At 38.1% G+C, this 24,658-nt stretch carries 31 protein-coding genes and 1 pseudogene; 19 read left to right on the top strand and 13 right to left on the bottom strand.

Annotated elements, in window-relative coordinates; translation table 11 throughout:
* Positions 1–19: 19 nt before the first annotated feature.
* Entirely contained in the window at positions 20–2,680 is a 2,661-nt protein-coding gene (locus G4Y78_RS20235; protein WP_163834727.1) for a S1 RNA-binding domain-containing protein, read from the top strand.
* Positions 2,681–3,617: 937 nt separating this feature from the next.
* On the opposite strand, the gene G4Y78_RS20230 is transcribed toward G4Y78_RS20235, so the two are convergent.
* From G4Y78_RS20230 to G4Y78_RS20220, 3 genes are all read right to left on the bottom strand, one after another.
* The gene (locus G4Y78_RS20230) at positions 3,618–6,248 is read right to left on the bottom strand and encodes an RHS repeat domain-containing protein (RefSeq protein WP_163834726.1); all 2,631 of its coding nucleotides are present in this window, start codon (positions 6,246–6,248) and stop codon (positions 3,618–3,620) included.
* A gap of 76 nt (positions 6,249–6,324) precedes the next feature.
* Positions 6,325–7,869, bottom strand: a complete 1,545-nt coding sequence (locus tag G4Y78_RS20225; protein ID WP_163834725.1) for a DUF6531 domain-containing protein — start codon at positions 7,867–7,869, stop codon at positions 6,325–6,327.
* A 354-nt stretch (positions 7,870–8,223) separates the two neighbouring features.
* Positions 8,224–8,445 (bottom strand): hypothetical protein, encoded by a 222-nt coding sequence (locus G4Y78_RS20220; RefSeq protein WP_163834673.1) that lies wholly within the window; start codon positions 8,443–8,445, stop codon positions 8,224–8,226.
* 874 nt (positions 8,446–9,319) lie between these two features.
* Here G4Y78_RS20220 and G4Y78_RS20215 point away from each other — a divergent pair.
* Positions 9,320–10,090, top strand: coding sequence for a hypothetical protein (locus tag G4Y78_RS20215; RefSeq protein ID WP_163834724.1), 771 nt, complete (start codon positions 9,320–9,322; stop codon positions 10,088–10,090).
* 83 nt (positions 10,091–10,173) lie between these two features.
* Here the strand turns inward: G4Y78_RS20215 and G4Y78_RS20210 are convergent, their stop codons facing one another.
* The 10 genes from G4Y78_RS20210 to G4Y78_RS20165 form a co-directional block, all read right to left on the bottom strand.
* A complete protein-coding gene (locus G4Y78_RS20210) occupies positions 10,174–11,289 on the bottom strand; it encodes a tyrosine-type recombinase/integrase (protein ID WP_163834723.1) in 1,116 nt (371 codons plus the stop codon).
* Positions 11,290–11,291: 2 nt separating this feature from the next.
* Positions 11,292–11,501, bottom strand: coding sequence for a helix-turn-helix domain-containing protein (locus tag G4Y78_RS20205; RefSeq protein WP_163834722.1), 210 nt, complete (start codon positions 11,499–11,501; stop codon positions 11,292–11,294).
* Positions 11,502–11,540: 39 nt separating this feature from the next.
* On the bottom strand, positions 11,541–11,870 hold the full coding sequence (locus G4Y78_RS20200; RefSeq protein WP_163834721.1) for a hypothetical protein: 330 nt from the start codon (positions 11,868–11,870) through the stop codon (positions 11,541–11,543).
* A gap of 2 nt (positions 11,871–11,872) precedes the next feature.
* A complete protein-coding gene (locus tag G4Y78_RS20195; RefSeq protein WP_163832273.1) occupies positions 11,873–12,274 on the bottom strand; it encodes a hypothetical protein in 402 nt (133 codons plus the stop codon).
* A gap of 17 nt (positions 12,275–12,291) precedes the next feature.
* Positions 12,292–12,507 carry a hypothetical protein gene (locus tag G4Y78_RS20190; RefSeq protein WP_163834720.1) on the bottom strand — a complete coding sequence of 72 codons (216 nt, stop codon included), beginning with the start codon at positions 12,505–12,507 and terminating at the stop codon, positions 12,292–12,294.
* A gap of 29 nt (positions 12,508–12,536) precedes the next feature.
* A complete protein-coding gene (locus G4Y78_RS20185) occupies positions 12,537–13,031 on the bottom strand; it encodes a hypothetical protein (protein WP_163834719.1) in 495 nt (164 codons plus the stop codon).
* 75 nt (positions 13,032–13,106) lie between these two features.
* The gene (locus G4Y78_RS20180) at positions 13,107–13,313 is read right to left on the bottom strand and encodes a hypothetical protein (protein WP_163834718.1); all 207 of its coding nucleotides are present in this window, start codon (positions 13,311–13,313) and stop codon (positions 13,107–13,109) included.
* On the bottom strand, positions 13,310–13,816 hold the full coding sequence (gene rdgC, locus G4Y78_RS20175; protein ID WP_163834717.1) for a recombination-associated protein RdgC: 507 nt from the start codon (positions 13,814–13,816) through the stop codon (positions 13,310–13,312). Before rdgC ends, G4Y78_RS20180 begins: the two co-directional genes overlap by 4 nt.
* Positions 13,786–14,226, bottom strand: a complete 441-nt coding sequence (locus tag G4Y78_RS20170) for a helix-turn-helix transcriptional regulator (RefSeq protein ID WP_163834716.1) — start codon at positions 14,224–14,226, stop codon at positions 13,786–13,788. The genes rdgC and G4Y78_RS20170 overlap by 31 nt, the downstream gene beginning before the upstream one ends.
* Positions 14,227–14,385: 159 nt before the next feature.
* The gene (locus tag G4Y78_RS20165) at positions 14,386–15,087 is read right to left on the bottom strand and encodes a helix-turn-helix domain-containing protein (protein WP_163834715.1); all 702 of its coding nucleotides are present in this window, start codon (positions 15,085–15,087) and stop codon (positions 14,386–14,388) included.
* A 632-nt stretch (positions 15,088–15,719) separates the two neighbouring features.
* On the opposite strand from G4Y78_RS20165, the gene G4Y78_RS20160 reads away from it, so the two are divergent.
* The 17 genes and pseudogenes from G4Y78_RS20160 (at position 15,720) to G4Y78_RS20085 (ending at position 24,613) form a co-directional block, all read left to right on the top strand.
* Positions 15,720–16,589 carry a helix-turn-helix domain-containing protein gene (locus tag G4Y78_RS20160; protein ID WP_163834714.1) on the top strand — a complete coding sequence of 290 codons (870 nt, stop codon included), beginning with the start codon at positions 15,720–15,722 and terminating at the stop codon, positions 16,587–16,589.
* A complete protein-coding gene (locus G4Y78_RS20155; RefSeq protein WP_163834713.1) occupies positions 16,586–17,302 on the top strand; it encodes a replication protein P in 717 nt (238 codons plus the stop codon). Before G4Y78_RS20160 ends, G4Y78_RS20155 begins: the two co-directional genes overlap by 4 nt.
* A 149-nt stretch (positions 17,303–17,451) precedes the next feature.
* The gene (locus G4Y78_RS20150; protein WP_163834712.1) at positions 17,452–17,826 is read left to right on the top strand and encodes a Mor transcription activator family protein; all 375 of its coding nucleotides are present in this window, start codon (positions 17,452–17,454) and stop codon (positions 17,824–17,826) included.
* A 160-nt stretch (positions 17,827–17,986) separates the two neighbouring features.
* Positions 17,987–19,327, top strand: coding sequence for a radical SAM protein (locus G4Y78_RS20145; protein ID WP_163834711.1), 1,341 nt, complete (start codon positions 17,987–17,989; stop codon positions 19,325–19,327).
* An 18-nt stretch (positions 19,328–19,345) separates the two neighbouring features.
* Complete coding sequence (locus G4Y78_RS20140) at positions 19,346–19,666, top strand: NIPSNAP family protein (RefSeq protein WP_163834710.1); 321 nt, start codon at positions 19,346–19,348, stop codon at positions 19,664–19,666.
* Positions 19,667–19,844: 178 nt separating this feature from the next.
* Positions 19,845–20,207 carry a Ref family recombination enhancement nuclease gene (locus G4Y78_RS20135; protein ID WP_163834709.1) on the top strand — a complete coding sequence of 121 codons (363 nt, stop codon included), beginning with the start codon at positions 19,845–19,847 and terminating at the stop codon, positions 20,205–20,207.
* Entirely contained in the window at positions 20,204–20,467 is a 264-nt protein-coding gene (locus tag G4Y78_RS20130; protein ID WP_163834708.1) for a hypothetical protein, read from the top strand. Before G4Y78_RS20135 ends, G4Y78_RS20130 begins: the two co-directional genes overlap by 4 nt.
* Before the next feature lie 175 nt (positions 20,468–20,642).
* A complete protein-coding gene (locus G4Y78_RS20125) occupies positions 20,643–20,960 on the top strand; it encodes a PDDEXK family nuclease (RefSeq protein WP_163834707.1) in 318 nt (105 codons plus the stop codon).
* A gap of 239 nt (positions 20,961–21,199) precedes the next feature.
* Entirely contained in the window at positions 21,200–21,778 is a 579-nt protein-coding gene (locus G4Y78_RS20120; RefSeq protein WP_163834706.1) for a hypothetical protein, read from the top strand.
* Positions 21,779–21,881: 103 nt separating this feature from the next.
* Positions 21,882–22,106: a YodC family protein gene (locus G4Y78_RS20115; protein WP_329604974.1), complete on the top strand. Its 225-nt coding sequence runs from the start codon at positions 21,882–21,884 to the stop codon at positions 22,104–22,106.
* A 2-nt stretch (positions 22,107–22,108) separates the two neighbouring features.
* Entirely contained in the window at positions 22,109–22,531 is a 423-nt protein-coding gene (locus G4Y78_RS20110; protein ID WP_163834704.1) for an N-acetylmuramoyl-L-alanine amidase, read from the top strand.
* Complete coding sequence (locus tag G4Y78_RS20105) at positions 22,515–22,685, top strand: hypothetical protein (RefSeq protein WP_163834703.1); 171 nt, start codon at positions 22,515–22,517, stop codon at positions 22,683–22,685. Before G4Y78_RS20110 ends, G4Y78_RS20105 begins: the two co-directional genes overlap by 17 nt.
* Positions 22,657–23,049 (top strand): hypothetical protein, encoded by a 393-nt coding sequence (locus tag G4Y78_RS20100; RefSeq protein ID WP_163834702.1) that lies wholly within the window; start codon positions 22,657–22,659, stop codon positions 23,047–23,049. Before G4Y78_RS20105 ends, G4Y78_RS20100 begins: the two co-directional genes overlap by 29 nt.
* Before the next feature lie 23 nt (positions 23,050–23,072).
* A complete protein-coding gene (locus G4Y78_RS20095; protein ID WP_222937544.1) occupies positions 23,073–23,291 on the top strand; it encodes an HP1 family phage holin in 219 nt (72 codons plus the stop codon).
* A gap of 70 nt (positions 23,292–23,361) precedes the next feature.
* Positions 23,362–23,637: pseudogene (locus G4Y78_RS31775) on the top strand (BRO-N domain-containing protein); the annotation flags it as partial.
* Positions 23,632–24,093 carry a phage antirepressor KilAC domain-containing protein gene (locus G4Y78_RS31770; RefSeq protein WP_408022101.1) on the top strand — a complete coding sequence of 154 codons (462 nt, stop codon included), beginning with the start codon at positions 23,632–23,634 and terminating at the stop codon, positions 24,091–24,093. The pseudogene G4Y78_RS31775 and the gene G4Y78_RS31770, both read left to right, overlap by 6 nt.
* Positions 24,094–24,247: 154 nt before the next feature.
* The gene (locus G4Y78_RS20085; RefSeq protein WP_163834700.1) at positions 24,248–24,613 is read left to right on the top strand and encodes an HNH endonuclease; all 366 of its coding nucleotides are present in this window, start codon (positions 24,248–24,250) and stop codon (positions 24,611–24,613) included.
* The last annotated feature ends 45 nt before the right edge of the window (positions 24,614–24,658 follow it).

Here is a 24,658-nt window from a genome sequence, read left to right as displayed (position 1 = left end):
TTGGAATAAGAGAAAAGAAATGTATAAAGTTTATAGTGAATTGGAATTGTTAACTGAGAGTGATGTAGAACAGAAATTCATATATAGGCTTCTTACAGAAGGGGAGCCTATAGGCTTAGGCTATTCGGATACAGATTTTAGAACGAAGCCAGACATTAGAAAGTTGGCTATTGATAAAGGCGCTAATAAAAAATTATATTATCCAGATTATGCAATTATTGTTGACGGTGTGCCTTCAGTAATAGTTGAGGCTAAAAAACCTGGTGAAGACATTGACGAAGCGTTAAGGGAAGCTCGTCTATATGCAAATGAAATAAATGCATCTTATCCTAAAAACATCAATCCATGTGAGAAAATTGTAGTAACAGATGGGATGGTTGTTGCGGCAGGATATTGTGATAGAAACAAAATCGAGATTTTTGTCGAATCTAAAAATTTTAGTTCAGTTGATACAAATTTTTCAGCATTAATTGATTTTCTTTCAAAAAAAACTGTCTTGTCTAGAAGTCAAGATATATTACTCAAAATAAAGAAGTCAGCAAAATACTATAAACCAGTTTACTTGCTTGGCGGAAAATCTGTAAAAAATGAAACAGTTGGAGAAAACTCATTTGGTGCAAATATCTCAGTAGAGTACAAATGTCTATTTAATCCTGATACTGCTGAAGATCGCGCTGCAATAGTTCAAAATGCTTATGTAAAATCAAAACGAAAACTTTCCCATATCTCTCCAATTGATAAAATAGTCAGAGCTGCAATACCTGAGCATATAATTAATGCCAGGTCTCTGCAAGATACCGAATTTCCTACAGAAATCACTGAACAACTATCTAACACACAAAAAATTTCAAATGAAATATGTCTTCTAATTGGTAGCGTGGGGTCAGGAAAATCAACATTTACCGATTACCTTCGCATAAAGGCATTACCTGAGTCAATAAGACTCTCAACTGAGTGGGTAAATTTAAATCTCAATAAAGCACCTCTATCTAGAGAGCTTATATATACTTGGATTGTTAGTGAAACTATTAATGAAATTAAAAAAAATCACTCAAAGATAGATTTTGATAGTATAGAAGAGCTAAAGAAAATATACTCTAAAGAGCTAGAGAAAACAGAAAAAATAGCTTCACTATATCCAAAAGATTCAGAGAAGTATATAGATGTAATATATAATGAAATTACAAGGCTGCAGCACGATCATAGTGCAACTTTGAGAGGGATAATAAATCATTATTTTGTTAAAAAAAATAAACTATTAGTCATTGTGCTAGATAATTGTGACAAACGAAATCGCGATGATCAACTTCTTATGTTTGAGGTGGCTTCATGGCTAAAGAGCAGTTTTTTGACCATGGTCTTTCTGCCAATTAGAGATACTACATACGATCAATTTCGAAATGAACCTCCACTTGATACTGTAATAAAAGATTTAGTATTTAGAATTGATCCTCCGCTGTTGGATAGAGTTATATATGAACGTCTTAATTATGTGCTGAGAGAAATTCAAAAACAGAACACAGACTTCGTATATTTTTTGCCAAACGATATGAAGGTTGTGTGCTCTCGTGTTGATATAGGAAAATATTTAAAGTCGATGATCGCATCTCTTTTTCAAGATAGGATGTTTAAAAGAATAATATCTGGAATAGCAGGTCGTAATATAAGAAAAGGACTAGAAATTATATTATATTTTTGTAAAAGTGGACATATTAGCGAAAGTGAAATTTTAAAGGTTAGGCAGTCAAATGGAGATTATCGACTACCTAATTATTTAATAGCTAAGATACTTTTGAAGGGAAAGAGGAAGTACTATAGTGACCAGGAGTCCCATATAAAAAATCTATTTAACTCTGATAGTGAGGATAGTCTTCCAGATCCATTTGTTAGAATTGCTATATTAGAGTGGTTACACTCTAAGTTTAGAGAGTATGGTCCTAATAAAACAAAGGGATTCCATAAAGTTGGAAGCTTGGTACAAAATCTTCAGTCTTACGGTCACTCCCATTCAAGAATTTTAATCGAGCTATCAAGCTTAATACTCTCAGGTTGTGTTAGCTCTGAGGCTCAGAAATCTGATATTAATATAGAAGATCTTGTTTCCATTTCACCAGCAGGTATAATCCACCTTGAACTGTTGAAAAATATAAGTTACTTATCAGCAATATCGGAAGATACTTTATTTAGAGAAAATCAAGTAGCTAAAAGCATAGCAGATAATCTCATTGGAAGGGGTAAATTTAGAAATGACTCTAAACAGTCACAGATTAGCAATGCTAAATACCTTATAGATTATATGAATTCATATCATAAAAGCTATTTTATGGGTTATGCAAAAATCCTCAAAGAAGATACTAACATAAATGATGACTATATATCCAATATCTACGATTATGTTACATCAGTTGCTGGAAATGATTATCAATATTGTACTGTAAAAAGATTAGAAGATGAGTACCCTCCAGGACTACAAGTTGCTGCTCAGGTAGTATCTATCCAAAAATATGGCTTTTTTGTAGAATTTGGCTTAAATGGAACTGGCTTAGTTCACAAAAGCAAACTCAAAAATATAGAGTCTTTGGATAGTTATGAAGAAGGTGATTGGGTGGAAATCGAAGTCATAAAATATAATCGTGACCATAAGAAGTTTGATCTTAAGCTTGTGGATTCTCAAAATTAATACAGTTGAGCTTATTGCAACTATCCTCTATTGAGATCAAGAAGATATTAATCTAACCATTAAAAAACACCAGAAAATTTATTTTCTTCAAAATATCTACTATTCTACTTAAGCGACAACACAAAACAGCCAGTAGAATGAAGCGCCAATTACCCCTAGCCTTATTAACCTTCATCGCACCTTCCCTAAATAACCACCAAACTGTACGACCAATAATTTGGTAAAAAGTATGACGGTAATTTGGTTCGCTACACCTTGTAGAAGGAGACTCCATGTCTAAGCCTATCTTTGCCTGGATGGGTGGCAAGCGTATACGAAGTAGATGAACAAGGTGATAAACGATAGGAGGGGAGAGCAGGTAAGCCCGCTGATTAGCAGGGGCTTATCTACTTTGATTACCATCAAAGTGTATACTAGTAGTTTAGTGTGCTCCACCTTGAATCAATCTTCAAACGGAGAGCCTAGAGATAGAGCTGAAACACCAGTTTGAGGCTCTCTCAATCAGTTTGATGAGGAAGAGATTAAAATCGCTAAAGCTTTATTGGAAAGCTTGATTTTAAAACATAATTCAAAGTGGGGTTTTTTGTAGAAACTTAATTATTCTGAGTTAGTACTAATTTTTTGCTTATCGAACATACCCTTCATTATTAGAAGATAAATAGTAGGTAAAACAAACATAAAAAATAAAGGTATAGCACTAGTAACTTCTCCATGTAATGTGCCAACTAAAGCTAGAAAGTGTGCAAACAAACAACAGCACAATGTTAGTCTATTTTTCACAAAGTACTTTGCATTATTTGAGGTAATAATATTATTTATTAAATATTTCACTTTTAATCCTGAATACCAAAATTTATATTTTGCTATGGCTTAAAATTTTAAAAACTAAACTTTTTTCAGATGCCAAGCAATGCTTGGCTCTAGTATTATAGTAGTATTAATTGCCTGCCATACCTGACATTGCTTCTTTTAAGCCATTAGATAATGCATCAGCAGCACGCTTCATAGTAGTATTTGCAGGATATGCTCCTCCCATTAAATATGGATTCATACTACAAGCCATTGCTCCTGTTACTCCATCAGCAATCGGGTATAATATGATTTTTACTGGATCAAATCCATTTTGAATTTGAGAAGTAACTTCACTTACTACTCCCCAACCGAAGCCAAGGACTGCTCCTCCAGCAGTTGATACTGGATTTGCTGCCTCTCCAGTAGAGTCTGAGTATTTTAGAGGGTTACCCAATACATAAGCATAAGTATTCAGTCCACCTTCAAGTCCAATCGGATCACTCTGAACATAGCGTCCAAGGTTAGGGTCATAATCCCTAAAGTAGTTGTAGTGTAGTCCTGACTCTGGGTCAAAAACCTGCCCAGGAAAACGCAGTGCAACCACTGTTTTCTGGCCATTGCCATCAACATCTTCATTGGCCCGGCCAACCCCAAAGGCATCTGATTGCCACTGCCAAACAGCCTGGCCTGCTGTATTGGAGGCAACTCGCGGGGTGTTAAGGTGATCACTGTGAATATACGCCACTTGCTGTTTAGTGCTTTGGCCTTTGTCGTTTAGCCATTGCTCTAACATGGCAATTGGTTGAGTACCTAACCATGCATAGTTGCGGGTGTAGAACAGCTGGTTGTTAGCGTTGTAATAAGCTTCTGCTAACAGTTGCCCGTTTTGGTCATAGTTGTAAATAACGGTTTGGTTATTTAAGACTTTTACTAATCGTTCGCCAATCGCGTTATAACGGTATTCAGCTTGGGTAGTTCCACCTTTAACAACAGCTTTTAATCGCCCTTGACCATCATATTGGAGCTGTAAACCATTACCATTATTTTGGGTATTGCCCATGCCGTCATAACTGACATTGCTTTCTTCATGCTTGATTAAGCGGTTGCTGTTTTCGGCATAAGTTAGTTTTTGGGTTTCAGTTTTACCGGCTTTTTCGGTTGTACGCTTAGTACGGTTACCGACCGGATCATATTCATAGGTTTTACGGCCATAGTTAGCTTGCTCTTCGATTAAGCGGTCTAACGCATCATAACCATATGAGCTGTTGTTTTGCTGAGCTAATAAGTTATCAATGCCGGTAATGTTTCCGTTTGGATCGTACTGGTAATTCAGCTCTTGGATGCCTTGTACCGTTTGCTGAATTAACTGTAAGTCCTGATCATATTGGCGGTTTAAGGTTTTCCCATTACCCCACGTCAGTTGTTGTACAGGGCCAAACGGTACATAGCCAATATTGTTGGCTAAATTAATGACCTGATCGCTGCCCTTAAATTGACCGGTAACCTGGTTAACTTGCCCATTGCTATTGCGTTGGTAGCTGATAGTTAAACCAGAGGGGTATTGGATACGAGTCAGTTGGTTAGCTAGGTTGTAGCCATAGGCCACACCAAAGAATTGATCCTTACCATTGAAGCTAACCGAGCGCATGGTTTTGGTAACATTACCCCGGTCATCATATTGGTAAGCAATTAAGCCTGATTGATCCTGAATGCCCGTTAAGCGGCCAATGCCTTTGTTACCATCATTGGTGCCATCATAAAGGTAAGTAACATTCAGCTCTGGACTAGCAGGATAAGACCGGCTGGTTTGACGGTTTAAAGCGTCATAGCTGTATTTGGTAACAACACCACGGCCATCTACCTTTTGAGTCACATTACCGGCGGCATCATGGCTATAAACCGTTTCACCACTGCTAGGGCTGACTTCTTTTACCAAACGCCCTAAACCATCATATTGATAAGTGGTGGTAACGCCGCGCGGGTCAGTGACTTGGGTTAAATTATCTTGCGAATCGTATTTAAATTGGGTGTTTTGGTTTAATGCATCAGTGCTAGTGACTAACCGATTTAACGCATCATACGCATTACCACTTTTATAATTACGAGGATTAGTTGCACCTGTTGTATTACTGTTTTTATCGTATTCAAACCGGCTGGTTTGACCATTAGCGCCAACAGACTTTAACAGTCTACTCATTTCATCATAAGCCTGGCTAAATTGGCTGACTACTGCGCCAGTAGAAGATTTAACGACCTGCTTAGTAATATTCCCAGCATTATCGTGTTGATATTCGACACGCTCGCCTAAACCATTTTGAATAGCCGTTAAACGTTTCGCTCCATCATATTCATAATGCAATTCACTGCTATTGGGTAAATAGATCGCTGTCACTTGGCCAATGGCATCGTATTCAAAGCGAGTGGTGATATCACCCGCTGTACTTTTAATAGTGGATTGGGTTAATTGCCCCATCTCATCATAGGACAGATTAGTTACCGTGCCATTAGCATCAGTAATTTTCTGGGGATTTCCAAAGGCATTATGGTCAGATAATTGTGTCGAATGTCCCAGTGCATTAACAACTTCGGTTAATTGCCCTTCATTGTTGTAACGAAATTGAGTGATATCTTGCACATCAGTGCGTGGACCATCAATTTGGCTAACCTTGTTCTGGTCATTATATTGATAGCTGGTATTAGTAGTGATCGCTGAAAGCGCTAACGGGGAAATAACTAACGATAAAGCCCCGGCTAATAAAGTCTGTTTAAACTGCATAATATGACTACTCAAAATAAATTTAAAACCTGGCCAAGGCGGTCTAGTGCCGCCTAGCAATTTAAATTAATTGATTTTATTTAGCGCTTTCCTGCCGTTGACTTGTTAGCTGGCCTTTATCGCTATATTCGTAAATGGTGGTTTTACCTGGTTCTGTCACCTTTACTGGTAAACTAAAGGTTTCGTGCCATTCCGTGGATACTGTTCGAGCTTGTGGTGTACCTGCCGCTTCTGTTTTTTCAGTTGCTAAACCACGATCATTATATTGATAAGTAGTTTTAACACCTTGCCAATCGGTTTTGGATTTTAATAACCCATTATCGAAATATTCGTAGTCTTTATTAGCGGCTAAGCAATTAGCAGAGGCATGACCTTCCACTGATTTTACTTTACGAAAACCATTTATTTCCTCAAAACGATACGTGGTTTTCTTACCGAGAGGATTAGTAACAGTCGTTGAGTTTTCATCAGGATAGCTAAACGTAACATTATCTACATCCCCTGCGTGTTTACTAACTGTGGCACGGCCCTTTTCATCATACTGCCAAGTAGCATAACGTTGATTGTTCGCGTTGGTAATACCCGTTAATAAGGTAGGATACTGATCATTCTCATAATGGTAGGTTTCCTTATAGTTACCATTAAAATCAGCACTCGTTAATTGACCTTGCTCATCATATTGATAATTACGCACTAAACTACCGCTTTCAATACGGGTAATTTGCTGATTATCGTTGAGGTGATAGTTAATCGATGAATTGCCTTGACTAATAACTAACTTTTTATCCTCATAAGCCAATTCTATTGCCTGCTGTGAGGGAGACTCAACTTTAATTAAGCGGCCTTGATTATCATAGGTCTCGGTTAAGTTAGCAGCTGTTACTAGCTGGTATTGACCATTTTCCAATGCCTTAACTTGATAACCGTTAGCATCATCATCCTGCCAAACACCATCTTCTTGGTACATAACTACTTCCTGGCCGTTGTCACGAGTGATGTGGGCAATGAGGTTATCGGCACTGAGATAAACACTTAACTTACGACTAAAGCTAAAACGCCAACTACCCGTTTTACCTGCTTGAAGATAAAGGCGCTTAATAGATAAGTTGGACAAGCTTAAGTCAGTAAACCACTGAATTTTATTGCCTGTAGCAATATTGACAGGGTTTCCTTTTAACGTCTCGCAGCTTTGAGGCTGTGCATTTTTGTTAATACAACCACTGACTTTCTCGTCAAAGACTAAAGGAGACTCACACCCTTTTCCTTGAAGACCTGCATTCAGGTGCCATTGATAGCTATAGCCATTTGGATAAGTAAATAAATAAGAGCACTTTTTAAAATTAGGATTTACCTTCCCTGCCCAATAAGTATTTTCAACAGCTAAAAAACTATATCCTCGGCCATCTTTCCTAAAAGCATCTGCAGAACGCTGATACGAATTCATCTGCTCTATGCAAGACTCATAGGGAGTGGCTACATAGACACCTGATATACTGTCTGTTTTCCATGGATCATGTGAAGTGTAAGGAGCATACCATCTAACTTCAGCCTGAGTGCTACAACAAAGAACTGAGGCTAACCCAGCCCCCAACAAGAAAGACAACTTTACATTAATGCTCATTCACACATCCACTTCTGAAACGATCAAAACTATGTTTTGCAAACATGAAAATGCGCAATTTTTACTCACACACAAGCAAAGATCAAATTTAATTCACGTTTATTAATTTCAGTTATAGGGAAAGTAATTAATCATAAGTGTGAGTGATTATGGCTCGGTAACTACGTAGAAAATACCACCCAATCAAGCTTGACAAAGAACATGAAAAAGGAACAAGAAAGGAAAGCTAACCCAATATTGGGCCTGCTATATGATGTGGCTGGAAGCAAGACTAAACACGGTTACTTACAGCTTATTTTTCGGCTTGCTATGTACTTCAACACCATAGCTAACCAGATAACTTATTCTTCGATATTAACACTCATCCAAAAGAGCAATATTTGATGCTCTATTAATTGTGCGTAAAGCTTGCTCCATTTCTATAGCTTTCATAGTCACTTTTAAATATTTATTTTTTAACTCCTTATACTCTTCTATGCTCACATGACCAATCTCATCTGTCGTCAACGACGATTGGTTTAACTCAGCTATTAACTTTTGTATTTGGTTATTATTCCAGGGTTTATTTTCAGACATTCTTAGCCCTTGTTAATCAATGATTGAAAAAGGGTGTATTCACACCTGGTGCTATTTAAAAAGCTATGATACTGAAAAATTAGGGGAAATTCTTCCAGGAAATATTTTTAGAACCAAACGATAAATTGATCTGTTGTGTATTTAGTTCACTAACTGATGCAAAAGGACCTTATTGACGTAAAAGCGATATATTAAGGTTATAAAAACATCTATAAATATAAATAATTAATCTAAATATTGGTTCTGGTAATGGCCTGAATTTATAGAAAGTGGAGCGTCTTCAGAATGAAAAGTAGAGGCCAGCTGAGTGGGGTAGGGGATCGATTGTTAGACGATAGATCAAAAGACAAGAAGCCTAAATTTTAACCACGACAGGTGTTACCTATCCCAAAGGCCCAGAATGTCTGCAATATGCACCTTGTAGCCCAGGATTCATAAGGGGGTATAATGGCTATAATGGGTGTAGGACAAGAGGGTGCTTTTTTCAATAAAATCAATAGGTTATACTAGATCATAGGATATATATGGGGTTGTGGGGGTCGGAGGTTCGAATCCTCTCACTCCGACCATTTTTTCTCTTTAGATTCAATTACTTACATCCTTTCTGCAATTAAGAATCATTCTTCTTTAAGTATAAATTAAGTATATTTTAAGTAAATAACACCAGATTCTACCCCTGTTTTTAGAAGTCAGTTGACGTGTAATCTAGTTCGCTAAGTCTATTTTTTTAGTTGAGCCCTACTTCATGCTATATTCTTATATGATCTAAAAACAACAGTTTGTGACGTTACTATTAGCGTGGTATGACTTGTAAATGAAGTTTGATCCCTGATATCGACGGTTTGAAAGCCTTCTGTATTGTATGGATTTAGTCATGGAAGATGAAATTATCAAAAAGTTAAAAGAGTCCATGTTTACTTCGCACATGGATTCATTTCGTTTCTTGCAAGATGAGAGCATGCCAATAGGAGCAGAGTACCTGTTAACAGTAAATGCTGCTAAAGCAATTGATGAGTTGAACAAGGATCCAGGCACGCCATTCACAAGCGGGGTATACCAAATTTTCTTAGAACATAAGACAGCTAAGCTAGAATCTAGGTGTAAACCACGTCCTTCAAGAAGGCCTCTTATGTCAAAAAAAAGTTGGCTATATCCGAGGGAAGTTTATGGTCCCGGAAAAAGGGTAAGTAGAAGAGGAAGAGTTGATATTGCTGTATACAAAAAAAGTAGGAATCCTATAATTCACGATCCGCTTTGCGTGATAGAATGTAAGGGGTTTAATCCAGTAAAAAAATATATTCTTCGAGACTTGAAAAGAAATAGTGAACTCCTTAATTTAAAATTTACTACAGGTGTCTCAAAACTTTCTTTTACGGCATTTATGGCTTTTCACAGTTTTAGAAAAGCTATAAACGACTCAGACAAAAATAAGAACAAAGAAAAAATAAAAAAACGTTATAAAAAATATATAAGGCATGAGCCAATTCTAAATAAAGTATCACAAGATATAAATGTTTTTACAGTTGAAGAGGGATATTTTCCTAGACCTGATGATCCATATGTACAGGAATATGAACTAGATGGAAATGAGGATTATCAGCTTGTTGGAGTAATTGTTATAAGTAAGAAAAGCGATGGGCTTTAAATAAATGTATTGCCTTGGCAATCGTGAAGCGAATTTTTATATACACATGGTTGCCAAGGGGAATGTAATTTATGATAGTACCACTAATCTGGTATGACTAGTTCAGCTGAACATTCTGTCCATCGATTAGCATGACCATCTAAGTAATGTGATGTCATTTTTTCAGAAGTATGACCCATTAGTCGTCTAATAAAGTCCTTGTCGTATCCCGCTTTTTCATAGAGGTAGCCACCCAGGGATCGTATTTCGTGAAAGGTGGGGCGCTCTCTGGCTTTTAACTCCTTAAATAAGTTAGTTTTATCCCGCACCTCAGAGAATGCTCGGCTGAGATAATCACGCTTAATAGCTGTCCAGTGGTCATTACGCCGATGGCTGCTACTGCGCCTGTCAGGGTTTCTGTGAACAATGTAGGGGCTACGTATACCACTCTCGCTTGCTCGTTTAATAACTGCACCTAGCTCTTCGCCAATGTTGATGGCCAGGTAGGCTGATTCACCATGCTTTTCTGTCTTCTGTTGTATAACAAAGAGGCGGTTGTCTTTGATGTCCTCAAACTTCATTTTTACAACATCACCTGCACGTTGAAGGGTAATTAACCCAATATCCATAGCATTTTTCAACCAAGGGTCTGCTAATTGGTATATAGCGTGGTATTGCTCAATGGTCATCCGTTGCCGTATTTTTTCAGCTTTTTTATTCATTGTTACTTCAGCGGGGTTGAAAGTTAGTAATCCTTTAGTGATACCGAAGCGACAAACTTGAATTAAAATTGATCGATGTTGGCAGTAAGAGTCACCTGAAAAACTATTATCTAGATAGTCAGCAACAGTTGGCACTGTAAGTTCTTTTAATGGCAGCTTTCCAATATCCCTGGCAATGCGATTTAATCGATACTCAGAATTCAATAAGCTGCGAGGCTTAAGGTTGCGAGTAGGTAAAAACTCTTTTTTAAACCTATCAATTAGCAGCTCAACATTAGCTGCATCGGAGTCCATCACATGAGCGACCAGCATACACTGGCCATCAAGCCTAATATTCAGCTGACGAGCCGCCGCTTGTGCTTTGGCTCGATTCTTACCCATGGGGTGGTACTTTCCAGTAAGGGGGTGCTTGTACCGGAAGTAGTCGTTTTTTGGTCCATAGGTATATAAGTTAGGCTCTAGCCCTAGATTTTTCCTACTTCTTTTGCGTGGTGGCATAATTACAAACCATTTAATACTTTATCAACCAGCTCATTACCAGTCATACTCTTTTCAATATCTGCTTCAATGTACCAAGTATTGCCTATTTTAGTGGCGGGTAGTTTACCTTCACGACATAAGCGGTTTACTGTGCTAATAGAGGGTGCACCTGAAATAAAGCGGGTTGCAATCCAATCTTTAATTGATAATAAATTGGGTTTTTTTATCATAAATAATTACCTTTATATTTGTTGGTTGTTGTAAAAACCTCAAGTCACTACGCCAAAATAAGTTTGACTATTACTCCTGTTAAAGCCTGTTTCAATTTCATCACGCTCGACTTTTATGTGTTTAGGTGCACTAACACTTAGCTTTGCCTGCCCCATTGACTTAGATAAACTCTCCCTATTGCTAGGGTAGGGGTAAACTGTTATCTCGTGATTCAACTTAAGGGGGTGGCCAAACTCAATGTCTTTAATGCTTATATGACCTCGATGCAAGGTAGTGAGCGTTACTCCGCCCACTCTTCTCGCTCGCATTACCAGCCGGTAATCCCCAACCTTCAGGGATTCACCTATACGACGTGTTACAGTCAACATAATTAAACAGCTCCTAAATAGTGCGTGTACATTACCCCTCGGAAATTTTTAGGGGGTGAGATTCCAGCTTTTCTGCAATCACTTTTTATACTTCTTATCTGGTCGTGAGTAAGCCAAATAAAGTGTGGCTTACGACCTTTATTCGCCTCAAAAACTTGAATGTATTGGTAAATTTTATTAACTAGCTTTTGGTTATCTTTACTCAATTTTTCAGCATCAAAGTCATTATTTTTTAATTTATTTGAGGCAACCATTTTAGCTATTGCCTGGTTAGCGATACCTGCAGACTGATCAAGAATAAACTCAGTGACGCCTATTTCATTACTATTAGCATCAATACGACGATAATTAAACACCCTGGTGCGTGGTTTCCATGGTTGTAAGTCCAGTTCGTTATTGATCATGGTTATCGGCGTCTTCCTTAGTTTAAGGGTATAAGCCGCACGCCATTAATGGTATACGGCGGCTTGCAATTGTATTTAATTAAGTTCGTTTTAAAGGCTTCCAACTGCTCTTTAGTAATATGTAATTGTCTTGGTTTTCTATTTTTAGCGAGGGTGTAATACTCAATATATTGTTTGGCTTTCTCGTATAGCTTTAAATTCTTTTTAGTTAACTCCATTCGATTGATTTCCATGTCAATTTCTCCATAATAGATAGTATTAGCTACTTAATGAGGTCAACTGGCATAAATATTTCGTCAATTCTTGGTTTTTCTAAAAAGCTTTCTTTGATAGTAAATCGATAGCCTTCCCCTAATGTTCTAAATAAGCCATAAGACTTCCAGTCACACGCTTTACCTTCTTTTGACTTCACACCAGAATTACACTCATAAGGATTAGTTGAAATACCATTGCATGCAGGGCACTTGAAAGCGACTGTTTTTATTGCAGCTTTCAAGTCTTTTAGTGTTTCATATACATCAACACCTTCTAGACTGGGAAAGTTTGACTCTTGATAATAGTTAATGGCTGAATAATTTCTGGTTTTTTCGATAGCAGAGATAATTTCGTACTCGGAGTAGCCAAGTTTTTCTGAGTATTCGGTAAGCATTTTATTCAAAAAGGACTCAAGTTTAACTGCTCTGTCTTCACCGACTTTTCCTTCCCAACTACCTCTAGCCTTCTCTTTAAGTTCATTGATGATGGTTTGGGTATTCATTAATTATCTCCTTTCTTCAGGCAATAAGGTGCCGTGGCTCAAAATTGAGCATTTAATAACTATTATTTATTTAGTTTAAAAAGTTGCTGGTTCTACAAATAACTTATGCCGGGTTTTATCAAGCACATACCGCATTCGACAGCGCAGACTTTTATGAATAGCTAAATCAGCTTGATATTTTTCGGTTATTTTATCCCATAGCAAATCGGCTTCTGTTTTTCTCCTTCTTTGTTGCTGGTTAATAACTATTTCATTCTTAGGTAATCGAGTAGCCATAGTCATGCAGCCACCATGTGGTTTAGCATTATGGCAGTTTTGCCACTGCTAACTATTTGTGTAAATAACTGTAGAAATAACTTATTTAAATCGATATCTTGATTGTTAACGACTAAGCAGCCTCGCTCCGTATCAATATAAACCTCAACCACTGTTGTTATTTTGGGTGCCTGAGGAATCAGCCCGGTTCTAATTTCTTTCCATACACATTCAATTTGCTGTTTAGTCAAACGTTCTCCCGTAAGGTCTTTATGGTCTTCAACAGCTTCAATGACACGCTGTCTTAAAACCGTAGGTGATAATACCTTTTTCTCTAATTTAACTTTGAATACGGCTAATTTTTTTCGTGTCTCCAGATAACTACCTTTTTTAACCGGTACAAAACCATAACTTAATTCTTGATATTTACTACAAGGGGTAAACTCAGCATCTCTAACCCCACCTAATAACTGCTCAACAACATAATCAGCATTAGCATTTAGCTGATATACATTTGCGTTTTCATACATAGCTCGTCTCCTTTTGAGTTATCTAACGGTAAATACTCCAGCCGTCTTCCAGTCCGTTGTACTATGCGGACTTGCCTGGGTTTATCAGGGTTATCATTCACCACCATCGGCACACTATTAACGACAAATGCAGATAACAACATCATCACCACTGGCGAAACATTAAGGGTGACAATCTTCAGCCGTATTAACTCGGCCACTAAATGCGCTCGATTAGCAGTTTTAAGCTTGTAATGTACGTTTTTTATTCTGCTGCTCACTGAGTTGGGCTCTACACCCTGCTCACGAGCAATGACTTTATCAGTCTTGCCGGATAGTAAACCTAAGCAGTATTCAGTCTCACGTGGCGCTAAATATGGGTTGTCCAAGTGAGCTTGCCAGTGTCCATCTGAAGTTATTGTGCTGTCCATAGCTATACCAAAACACTAAAGTAACCATATAATAATTTGTTAAATTTGAGTAGATTTGAAGTTTATTTTGGTTATTGTAAAGAAAAAAACAATAGATAAAATCTATTTGTATGAAATTCAAGGAGGTTCAGAAAGGAACAGGAAGATAGCGGTAGGTAGTTATTTTTTATCTTGCCTATTTTCAATAACATCAAGGAAAGCTTTCAACATCTGGATATCACTTGCTGTAACGCGTTTTTCAAATGCTAGCTTGGTCATTCTTATTGATAGCTTACTAATTTCTTCAACAAAGCCTGCTTCATCTGCAACAGCTTTTTGCCCGTATGTTTTAGAAGCGGAATCTTCGACAATATTAGGTGGTGATGAGCTATCTTCGTTTATACCTGCCTTCCACTTCTTGCCAAGAGCAACCTCATCAGAGGATAGCCATTTGTATGGGCAATCAAAAATTTCACTAACCCTTTTAATTATTACCTCATTAGGTCTACTGCGGCCAGTTTCCCATGCCGCAACGGCAGCCGGGGTAATGTGTAACTGTTCAGCCAGCTCCTTTTGAGTAAGTTTTCGAAACTTTCGTACAACCTTTAGTCGATCTTTAAACTCACTATTCTTTTCAAATCCTGTCTCAATCCAGTCATCAGTAATATAAGTTTCATCAGACTCTAGCCACTCTAAAGGGGTATCAAGAATATTAGCCAACTCTTTCATAACAAGCTTTGAAGGATCATTCCTACCTTGCTCCCAAGCACCTACAGCCGACTTAGTTACTCCTAACTTATCGGCTACTTCTTGCTGGGAAAAGCCAAGAGCTTGTCTAGATACTCGGATTCTATCTTTAAGCTCGCTATTCTTTTCAGTCATATTTACAGGTAACCAAACTGTAACAGAAATTAGTTTAAGTATTCTAAAACAATTGTTATTGACAACTTAAAACGCTATTAATACTATTCAACTCATAAATAAAAAAGCCGGACCTCTCATATAGGAAGCCCGGCCTCATAATAAACCCTTATCAACACTAACACTAGTGCTTGAGAGGTACCCTTACGCCAAAGTTTGGGGGTGAGTGTTAGACCCAGCTCTCGTAGTTCTAGCGCTCATGTTGTGTAAAAACTATACCGAGTTTCTGTTTGGTTGTCATTGAAACTAAAAGGTCTGTCTACTTGTACAGTATCCAATATAAAGGAGCGCTGATATGGAAGTAGTAAAACCACAATGCATTAATCCAAAGTCTCAGTCTGGGTAACTTAACCGTTATCAATTATTGGGTTTAACGCTCAATTAGTGGCTAGCAAATAAATTGTTTTTGCTGGCAGGGTATTTTTACGCGCTGATTTTCTTAGCTGTAGATTGGCGGGGATAAATTTTAGGCATAAAAAAACTGCTTTACCCGTCAAAGCGAAGCAGTTTTTTTAACAACAAAAGGATGTAGATATTATGCAGAAAACTGTCGAAAAAATCAACATCAATTCAGTGTTTCAAGAGGGTTATTTATGAGTATTCAAGCGATGTCTTGGGTATTTACCCTTTCGAAACTAGACCCTTATAAAAAAATCGTTTTATTGTCATTGGCTGATAATGCGAATGACCAAGGCTACTGCTGGCCGTCAATGGATACAATTGCCAATAAATCCTCAATGTCCAAGCAGACAGTTAGACGACACTTAAAATCATTAGAAGAATTAAATTTAATTACTAAACAACAAAGAACGCGTGCAAATGGCGCCACCAGCACGAATGGTTTTTTCTTGCATATCGGTGCAACCATTAAAGAGCCACTAACCGAGGAACCCCAGAAAAATAAGGGGGTAAAATCTGATACCCCTATAACAGAAGGGGTATCAGAGCTCTGTAAGGGGGAGGGTATCACAGCTGTGGTACCCCTAGAATCATCATTAGAATCATCAAACACAATTACAACAACCGCGCGCGAGGTCAAAAATTCAGAGCCCGATATTTTTCAAAAAAAATACGAAACCCCAGTAAAAACCCAAGGCAATCCCATGACTGCGGATTGGCAACCTGACTGGCAACGAGTTAAAGCGAGTTTAATGCTGGCAGGCATTGATCCCGCTTTTGCAACCTTGAGTCTTGAAGAATTTAAAACCTACTGGCTTGATCGAACACATGTCGTCCACCCATCATGGACAGCCAAGTTTATCAAACACCTGATCAGCCAATGGCCTTACTACCAAAGCCAACAGAAACGGCAGCAGCAACTTAACCAGGCGTTGGAAAAGAAAACTCAGCAGCAAGTGCAAAACATCGAGCAAGAAACCAAAAACCTTGCCAGTAAATCAACTAAGAAACCCGTTGACCTTGATGATGAAACCTGGGCAGACGATATGGAGGTTTTCAAATGAAACGCATCAACGAAATTACACAAAACCTGAAACCTGGTCAGTTGCCACCTCAGCCAAAATTAACAGCTGATGATAAAAAAATAGCGGTTAAGCTAATTAACGATGTTTTTCAAAAGCTCAAAGGTTGTTGCCCGGCTTGGAGTCATGCATACCCAGATAATGAGTCGCTTAACCTAGCTAAACAAGAATGGTTAAAAGCGTTTATCGAGAATGGCATTAACACTGACTTTCAAATTTACTATGGCCTCAAAAACGTGCGTAACCAGGGAAAAGCATTTGTCCCTACGCCCTCAGAATTCATTAAGTTTTGCCAACCAAAGCTTGAAGAGCTGGGATTGCCCGAGGTTGAAATTGCTTACCGTGAAGCGTGCAGGCATAGCCACGAACCACTAAAAGCGAAATGGTCACACCAAGCCGTATACGAAGCAGCAAAACAAACGGGTTTCTTTGAATTAAAGTCTATGGCAGAAAAACACATACTGCCTGTCTTCACGAGAAACTACGACATTATCACCAAGAAAATACTCAAGGGCGAGCCCATCAGTGATATACCCAAAGCGTTACCTGGCCAAGTACAAAAGACCATTGCTGAGCGAAACAAGGCTTACCACGATGATCAGCAGAAAAAACAGTTACAAGAAAAAGGGTTGGATCAATTAAATAATCCAAAGGACGCAATGAGCGAAATATATCGCATGTTGGGTAGGAATTAAAAAAAGCACTGCTTCGTCAACGCAGGTTTAGGGAGTAGTAGGTAAAACGAAGCAATGCACACGGGGGCTACCGTGTAATCAGTATGACCCTAGCCAATTAAAGAAGTTCACACTTAGTGCTTTATATCGATCCAAAGAGGATATACATCATGTCAATCATGAACGAGCTAACCGAAACTATTGGAGAACAAGCAGCTATCAAGTTAGGTCAGTGCCTTGGAGGGGCTAGGTTATACATCCCCCGAGTTATAGGTAAGGGTCATCTGATCACCCTTGCTGTTGGTCATGAGGCGGCTAATAAAATTGCAGCACGTCTCAGTGGGCAAACAATTCATTTTCCAACGAAAAACGAATTTAAAGAACTCAGAAATCAGTTAATTAGGAAAGAGTATATCAATACAAAACCTAGCACAGGTGTCTCAAGAGCTGACTTAGTTGCATTAAAATATGCATTATCAAGAAGGCAGGTGTTTAACATTATAGGTTGCAGAGGAAGAAAGATAAAAATTTCTACAAGTAATTAGTTACTAAATAGTACTATTTTGGTATTTAAAAAACTTTCTTTGATAGGTACTTAAGCTCCATTTTATATTAATGAGTGTAATATCTAATTAAATTGAGATAACCTGTGATATCCACTTAGACTAAAGAAATATTGTTTTTCATGGATGTTGGATAGTGTTTATGTTGCTAAAAGAAGATCCTCAATTTAATTCCAGTTTAATACCTGTCAATAAAATTCGGTCAGTCTTTAATTTGTTAAAGCGGTTACCTTACATTAAAGCAGAAGAGGTATCGAAGCGTTTATCGTTAAACTTATATGAAATTAATCGAATATATAAATTTATTAGATCGTCAACTAAGCTACAACATGAATTAAAAAGCTCAGATAATAGGGATTATTTTGATACAGTAAATAATCACTTTGGCAGGAAAATATACACTGTTGTTTTTTTTGTAGGCTTATATTGTCCTGCAAGATGTCATTTTTGTCCAAGCGTCAAAATACATGAAGATGGATATCGTGAACTGTTTAGATTTCAAAGTAAAACACCAGGTAAAAAGAAATTGAATTATGAGGACTTTGTAAGAATATTTGATGATTTAGGAAAAATGATAGAGGAAGGTGTACAGGTAAATATTAAAATTTCAGGAGGCCTAGAACCTTTTACTGATCCTAAAACTATAGAGTGGATTTTGCAGTTATCCAGAAAGCATGGCATAAACTCAACAATATTCACAAATGGTATGCTACTTAAGATTGAAAAGAATCGCAAACTAGCTCTGCAGTGTGACAACTTACGCGTTAGTCTAAGCACATCAGATAGTAATAGCTACAATGAAGCATATTTTGGAGACCATATAAAAAACAAAAAAGTAGCTAGTTTGTCTGAGTTGATGGAAACACTTAAGGAGCTAGTGTTAGTTCGTAATAAAATTGGGTCAAAGACTCAGCTTGGTATCAATACAGTGGCTGGCGAGTTTAATTTTCACGAGCTTGAAAGGCTTGTTCGTGATATTTCCAATATAGAAATGGATTACATTGAAATAAAAAGCGATTATTTTGATAACAAGAATGATGCTTACTTTAATCAGCTAGAGACAATAGTGAATATAATTAAAAATGAAATTGCTGATGGAAAATTTGGTGTTACTAAGGTTAATTTAACTGGTTCGCTCGGTCGTGACAACTTCTTCAATAGTATTCCAAAAGGATATTGTCTACCAAAAGACCAGGTAGCTCATAAATTATTTATAAACCCTTTTGGTGAATGTACTCCACTTCATTATTGGGCATACCCCAGAAGTGGCTGTGAATTAGATAGCAGTGAATTTATTGGTATTATTAGCGATACAAGTAGCTTGTTAGACTTAATAAAAAAGGGAAAGCCTCTACCAAGACTTGACTACATTAACCTGAATCCTTTTGAGCTAATCCTCGCCCTAGAATCTGAAAGAGTCAGAAGTGACATAGAATTTGGTATTGATCCTGTTAATAACCCCTACATCTCTAATGTTATATAGTTAGGAATAAAGATAAATATGTTATATGAACTTCGATATTATTATATCCAACCCGGCATGATAAACGACTTCATTAAAATAATGGAAACGTGTATTATTCCATTTCAGCTATCTCAAGGTATGCTAGTAATTGGAAGCTTTATCGATACTGAAGACGAGAACTGTTATATTTGGTTGCGTAGGTATAAAAATAAGGAAGAGAAACAACAGCTGTATGACCGAGTGTATGGTAGTGATCATTGGAAAAATAATATACGTCCCAAAATTGCAGATATGATTATTCGTGAGAAGACACGAGTCAATATGCTAAAGCCTACCCCGCAATCATTTCTACAGTAAATACAGTCTTTTGATAGTTGTTGCAAAAAATAATTTAAGCGAACTAAAACAGTTCGCTTAAAAAATTACGAAAGTGCAACGTTGCACCTAAACACAACTCTTTTTTCCCTTCATAATTAATCTAATTCCTCGGTTTTAAACCAGTTTATTTTTTCAATTTAGATTCAGGAGCAACAAATTGCTATCTGGACGTACAGTAACCAAAGAACAAAAGCTATTTCATGATGCCTTGGCAGAACACGTCGGCTGTATTGCATGTAGAAAAGCTGGTTGCCACAACAACTGGGTATCAATCCACCACATAGATGGCAGAACAAAAGACCACGCTCATTGGTATGTATTGCCTCTATGTGCTGGACACCACCAAGACGGCACCGGCCATAACATATTAAAAGGCTGGGCAATTCACCCATACAAAACCCGATTTGAAAAACGCTACGGTACCCAACACCAGCTGTACATCGAATGCTTACACCTACTTGCTAAAAACCACTGTCCTCTACCAGAAGGATTAAAAACTTGGATAAGGGAAACAAAATGACAAGCATCAACTTGCCACTCATAAAACAGCAGTTTCCAAAATCAATGTTCAAGCAGTTAGCCAAACCTGCAGTCAGTAAAACTGCAATAAACGTAAAGCCCGGTCAGTGGGTATGGGAAGACGGAAAAGGCAACACATACAGCCTAGATGGAGTAGTTGAATGGCATACCCGCAGTGAACCAGATAATGAAGCTCAAGCTATGTATGAGGTGTATTTAAAACTAAGCCAGTTATGTGGTCATTCGATAGAGCGATGTTAAAAAAAAGCATTACCTCAGCAAAAAAGTACGGACGAACAGAAGGAAGGCTGAGGCAATGCACCATAACGAATGGCTTTAAGTGTCTTATACAAATCGAGCCAGACAATACAACATGTGAAGTCTACTTGGCTAACAATAAATGAATGGTAAGTCATAAAACAACCCAGGGTTTGATATGAGTCAATTGGAGTTAACCTTAGAACTTTACTTAAAAGCCCACAAGCTCCCCATGCCAGTAAGCGAATACAAGTTCCATCCCACAAGAAAGTGGCGCTTTGACTTTGCTTGGCCAGATAAAAAGTTAGCAGTAGAGGTAGAAGGAGGCGGATGGGTAAACGGAAGGCACAACCGGGGTAAAGGCTTTGCCAGCGATATGGAGAAATACCACGAAGCAATGAGCCTCGGCTGGAACATCTACCGCTGCAACAGCGAGCTAATCCACAGTGGCCGAGCGGTAGAACTGATACAAAAGCTGTTGTCTGCTAGTTCCTAGTAGGCGTGCTAGACAGCCTGAGACCGAATTAGGGGGTGGAACACACAATAAACTAAGTACAACGTATTAAGCCTAAATCAGCTGCTAATACCTGAATTAGAGCGGCTAACACCAAATCAACAAGCATAAATCAAGAAAACCAACAACAAGAATAAAGCCTCCAATTTGCCGCTACTTATCGTGCTAGAGAGGCTAAGACCATATTAGTAAGAACGAATAAACCCTTGAAGGAGTGAAGTATGGTAAATGCAAACGTAATGGCATTATTAGCCCATGGCAGTATCAATTATGAAGGTGTAGCTGGAGGTACTCCCCAATTAACCGCTGAAGATGTTGCCGGTGCATTGGGTATGGGCAACCTACCACGAGAGGCGTACTTATTAGGGCTGTTAAAGTATGCAGGTGATAAGACTGTGTTGCATGAATTGGATAGATTGGTGCAGGAATATGTAATTCGTGTGGGGGTGAGGGAAAAATGGCGCGAACCATGGCCAAATGACAAAAAGCGCTCCTTAATGTTCTTTAAGCAATTTGCCCGATTAATGATTAACGAAATAGTATTCGAAAACCTATGTGATGTATGTAAAGGAACAGGCATTGACAAACGATCTAATAAATTCAGAAAGTGCAATTGTAATGATGGCAAAAGACCACTAACTAAAATGAAGCAAGCAGAGTTTTGCGGTATATTTGAAAAGTGCTGGCGTGAACGTTGGTATGCACGTTATGAAGTATGCTTAAAGCAAGTTCATAAATGGCATGCTCAAATTATTTTTCATTTAAGTGAATATTTGGAAAAAAATAAAAAATCCCTTTGACAGAGGTCGGTGAATTGTGTACTATTTTTCCAGAATGTATTTTTGCGTCTAATCAAAATTCATTCGAGTATAGAAAGTCTTGAGAAGAAAGCCCTATCATTCGATGGGGCTTTTTTTATGCCTGCAGAAAACCATTTCCCTACTAGATATCACTATGGACACTACTAGCTTATATGCTGGCTCGCTTGTTAGATTAAAATCAGGCGGACCGGTGATGACTGTTATTAATGTAAACACTTCAGCTGTCGAATGTCGTTGGTTTGATGGCGCTACCCCACATAAAGACGTATTCCCTAAATCCGCTTTAGAGCAAGTTAATTCTTTTTAACTATGAAAATCACTAAACTCGTTGTTCATTGTTCTGATACACCCGACGATAGAGATATATCAGCTGAGGATATCCATCGATGGCATAAAGAACGGGGGTGGGACGGCATTGGTTATCACAAAGTCATTAAACGTGATGGCACAGTTGAAAATGGACGCCCTGACTATTGGCCTGGCGCACATGTTAAAAACCACAATCAACACAGTTTAGGTGTATGCTTAATTGGCCGTGATTGCATTACTTCCGCTCAGTTAGTTAGCTTAGGAAAAGTAATTGACGACTGGCTATTGAAATATCCTGATGCTGAAGTGGTTGGCCATTGTGATTTAGACTCGGGTAAAACCTGCCCTAACTTTGATGTGCCTGAGTGGTGGATTTCGGTTAAGGATATTAGGAAATATAGCCAGAATGGAATTAACGATTAGCTTTTTCATCATTCTTGCAGCTGCCTTTATTGGCATTGCATTACCTGCCCTTGGTTTATTAGTTTACTGTAATTACCAACGCAGTAAGTATTCCCAAGACTACTTAAATAGAAAGTGCAAACCAAATGATAGCCACTATCGTCACAGCCGTTAGTAGTTTATTTCAATCCTATTTAACCAACAAACAACACAAAGCCGAACTAAAACAAGCCATTCACCAAAAGCAATTAGACGAAATACAGCAAGGTAATATCAGTGCCTCAGAGCTTGATTCGATAAGCATTCAGTCGCGTGGCTGGAAAGATGACTTTTTGTTGATTATTACGGTGTTCCCGCTAGTCATTTGCTTTGTACCTGGTATGAGCATTTATATTCAGGATGGTTTTGATGCTTTAAAAGCCAGTGTGCCTGAATGGTACTTATACGCCTTAGCCCTTGTATTTATTGATACCTTTGGATTTAGAAGAATACTGCGTAGTGTGTTAGTTCAGTATTTAACAAAACGATTTGGAAAGTAACTGACAACACGGTTAGTCCAATGGTGACTGAAAAAATCATTTCTAATGCCCCTTATGTTGCAAGTGCAGCAACCGTAATTGCAGGTATGACAGTCAAAGACTGGGGTGTAATCATCGGTGTTATTCTCACTACAACTACCGTTGTGGTTAATTGGATTTATAAGCATCGACAAGATAGGCGTGAAACAGAACGTTTTTATCGGGAAATGTATGGTGGTGCATCATCACCTGATAAAGAGTAAATAGCTAACCACCAACCTTTGCCCACGCCCTGTGGTTTTTTTTTAAAACAACAAAGAAGATAGGTAATTTATGAATATTATTCCTTTCGAATTTAATCACTCATCAATTCGTGTTATCGACAAAAATGGTGAACCTTGGTTTGTGGCTAAAGATGTTGCAAAACTATTAGGTTATAGCAATCCAAACGCTACAATAGGTCGTCATTGTAAGGGGGTAACGAAACGTTACCTCCCCACCACTAGTGGAGTTCAAGAGTTAGCGATCATTCCGGAAAGTGATATATTTAGGTTAATTGTTAAATCTAAACTTCCAGAGGCTCAAAAGTTTGAAGAGTGGGTAATGGGAGAAGTATTGCCAAGTATTCGCAAAACTGGCAGCTATGGACTAACTCAAATTGATTGGTCTAATCCACAACAAATTGCAGGTATCTTGGCTCAATCAATGGAAAAAATACAAGAACAAAGCCTGCAAATAGAAGTAATGAAACCGCAAGCAGAGGCCTATCATCGCATTGCTGAATCCGATGGTGCATTGTGCATTACTAATGCAGCTAAAGACTTACAAGTGAGGCCAAAAGATTTATTTAATTGGTTATCTGAAAATAAATGGATATATCGCCGGACCGGTAATGCCAACTGGATAGCGTATCAGGATAAAATTCAACGTGGCCTGTTAGAACATAAAGTGACTGAAGTATACCGTTCCGATGGAACAGAAAAGATAGTTGAGCAAGTTAGGGTTACCCCAAAAGGACTAACATTTCTAGCAAAACAGTTGAATCAAGCATTATTAGTGCATTAATTTAACCAGTAAACTCAAAAGGAAGCTTGCCCACTTCGGTGGGCTTTTTTTTAGGTATTTATTATGCGATTTATCTTATTAGTCGTTTTAGTCTCTTCACTATTTAATTACTCACTAACTACTACTGACGTAGATAGCAACACTAAAGAACATCATGCCTAAGCGCACACCTCGTCCTTGTCGATCATTAGGTTGCAATGGTTTAACCCGAGAAAAACACGGTTATTGTGAGCAACATAAACAACAGGCGTCAGGCTGGACTCAATGGCAAAAGAACAAAGGCAACCGCCACCAGCGTGGCTATGGCAAACCATGGGAAAGACTGCGAAAGCAGGTATTAGAGCGTGATACTTATCTATGCCAAATGTGTTTATTAATGAATAAATATACACCTGCGAATAGTGTTGACCACATTAAACCCAAGAGCCAAGGTGGTGATGATGCGCTTGAAAATCTACAGGCTATCTGTCGTGCTTGCCACCAGAAAAAAACCGATCAAGAAAAAAATTATCGTCGCTAAGACTGTCTGAGAGCCTTTGTAAGCAACGCTAAAGATGATTAATGT

This window comes from Spartinivicinus ruber, from assembly GCF_011009015.1.
Taxonomy (GTDB): domain Bacteria; phylum Pseudomonadota; class Gammaproteobacteria; order Pseudomonadales; family Zooshikellaceae; genus Spartinivicinus; species Spartinivicinus ruber.
The sequence above is the reverse complement of the archived record's forward strand: the minus strand, read 5'-3'. Positions and strand labels throughout refer to the sequence as shown.

What these genes read in the sequence shown, in the direction of transcription:
- G4Y78_RS20155 (WP_163834713.1), top strand. Translation starts at nt 16,586, where the DNA reads ATGAAACGCATCAACGAAATTACACAAAACCTGAAACCTGGTCAGTTG.
- G4Y78_RS20085 (WP_163834700.1), top strand. Translation starts at nt 24,248, where the DNA reads ATGCCTAAGCGCACACCTCGTCCTTGTCGATCATTAGGTTGCAATGGT.
- G4Y78_RS20220 (WP_163834673.1), bottom strand. Translation starts at nt 8,445, where the DNA reads ATGTCTGAAAATAAACCCTGGAATAATAACCAAATACAAAAGTTAATA.
- G4Y78_RS31770 (WP_408022101.1), top strand. Translation starts at nt 23,632, where the DNA reads ATGGGAGAAGTATTGCCAAGTATTCGCAAAACTGGCAGCTATGGACTA.
- G4Y78_RS20225 (WP_163834725.1), bottom strand. Translation starts at nt 7,869, where the DNA reads ATGAGCATTAATGTAAAGTTGTCTTTCTTGTTGGGGGCTGGGTTAGCC.
- G4Y78_RS20230 (WP_163834726.1), bottom strand. Translation starts at nt 6,248, where the DNA reads ATGCAGTTTAAACAGACTTTATTAGCCGGGGCTTTATCGTTAGTTATT.
- G4Y78_RS20100 (WP_163834702.1), top strand. Translation starts at nt 22,657, where the DNA reads ATGATAGCCACTATCGTCACAGCCGTTAGTAGTTTATTTCAATCCTAT.
- G4Y78_RS20170 (WP_163834716.1), bottom strand. Translation starts at nt 14,226, where the DNA reads ATGGACAGCACAATAACTTCAGATGGACACTGGCAAGCTCACTTGGAC.
- G4Y78_RS20115 (WP_329604974.1), top strand. Translation starts at nt 21,882, where the DNA reads ATGGGGCTTTTTTTATGCCTGCAGAAAACCATTTCCCTACTAGATATC.
- G4Y78_RS20150 (WP_163834712.1), top strand. Translation starts at nt 17,452, where the DNA reads ATGTCAATCATGAACGAGCTAACCGAAACTATTGGAGAACAAGCAGCT.
- G4Y78_RS20205 (WP_163834722.1), bottom strand. Translation starts at nt 11,501, where the DNA reads ATGATAAAAAAACCCAATTTATTATCAATTAAAGATTGGATTGCAACC.
- G4Y78_RS20110 (WP_163834704.1), top strand. Translation starts at nt 22,109, where the DNA reads ATGAAAATCACTAAACTCGTTGTTCATTGTTCTGATACACCCGACGAT.
- G4Y78_RS20210 (WP_163834723.1), bottom strand. Translation starts at nt 11,289, where the DNA reads ATGCCACCACGCAAAAGAAGTAGGAAAAATCTAGGGCTAGAGCCTAAC.
- G4Y78_RS20140 (WP_163834710.1), top strand. Translation starts at nt 19,346, where the DNA reads ATGTTATATGAACTTCGATATTATTATATCCAACCCGGCATGATAAAC.
- G4Y78_RS20125 (WP_163834707.1), top strand. Translation starts at nt 20,643, where the DNA reads ATGAGTCAATTGGAGTTAACCTTAGAACTTTACTTAAAAGCCCACAAG.
- G4Y78_RS20195 (WP_163832273.1), bottom strand. Translation starts at nt 12,274, where the DNA reads ATGATCAATAACGAACTGGACTTACAACCATGGAAACCACGCACCAGG.
- G4Y78_RS20165 (WP_163834715.1), bottom strand. Translation starts at nt 15,087, where the DNA reads ATGACTGAAAAGAATAGCGAGCTTAAAGATAGAATCCGAGTATCTAGA.
- G4Y78_RS20215 (WP_163834724.1), top strand. Translation starts at nt 9,320, where the DNA reads ATGGAAGATGAAATTATCAAAAAGTTAAAAGAGTCCATGTTTACTTCG.
- G4Y78_RS20105 (WP_163834703.1), top strand. Translation starts at nt 22,515, where the DNA reads ATGGAATTAACGATTAGCTTTTTCATCATTCTTGCAGCTGCCTTTATT.
- rdgC (WP_163834717.1), bottom strand. Translation starts at nt 13,816, where the DNA reads ATGTATGAAAACGCAAATGTATATCAGCTAAATGCTAATGCTGATTAT.
- G4Y78_RS20120 (WP_163834706.1), top strand. Translation starts at nt 21,200, where the DNA reads ATGGTAAATGCAAACGTAATGGCATTATTAGCCCATGGCAGTATCAAT.
- G4Y78_RS20180 (WP_163834718.1), bottom strand. Translation starts at nt 13,313, where the DNA reads ATGACTATGGCTACTCGATTACCTAAGAATGAAATAGTTATTAACCAG.
- G4Y78_RS20235 (WP_163834727.1), top strand. Translation starts at nt 20, where the DNA reads ATGTATAAAGTTTATAGTGAATTGGAATTGTTAACTGAGAGTGATGTA.
- G4Y78_RS20185 (WP_163834719.1), bottom strand. Translation starts at nt 13,031, where the DNA reads ATGAATACCCAAACCATCATCAATGAACTTAAAGAGAAGGCTAGAGGT.
- G4Y78_RS20130 (WP_163834708.1), top strand. Translation starts at nt 20,204, where the DNA reads ATGACAAGCATCAACTTGCCACTCATAAAACAGCAGTTTCCAAAATCA.
- G4Y78_RS20190 (WP_163834720.1), bottom strand. Translation starts at nt 12,507, where the DNA reads ATGGAAATCAATCGAATGGAGTTAACTAAAAAGAATTTAAAGCTATAC.
- G4Y78_RS20200 (WP_163834721.1), bottom strand. Translation starts at nt 11,870, where the DNA reads ATGTTGACTGTAACACGTCGTATAGGTGAATCCCTGAAGGTTGGGGAT.
- G4Y78_RS20145 (WP_163834711.1), top strand. Translation starts at nt 17,987, where the DNA reads ATGTTGCTAAAAGAAGATCCTCAATTTAATTCCAGTTTAATACCTGTC.
- G4Y78_RS20160 (WP_163834714.1), top strand. Translation starts at nt 15,720, where the DNA reads ATGAGTATTCAAGCGATGTCTTGGGTATTTACCCTTTCGAAACTAGAC.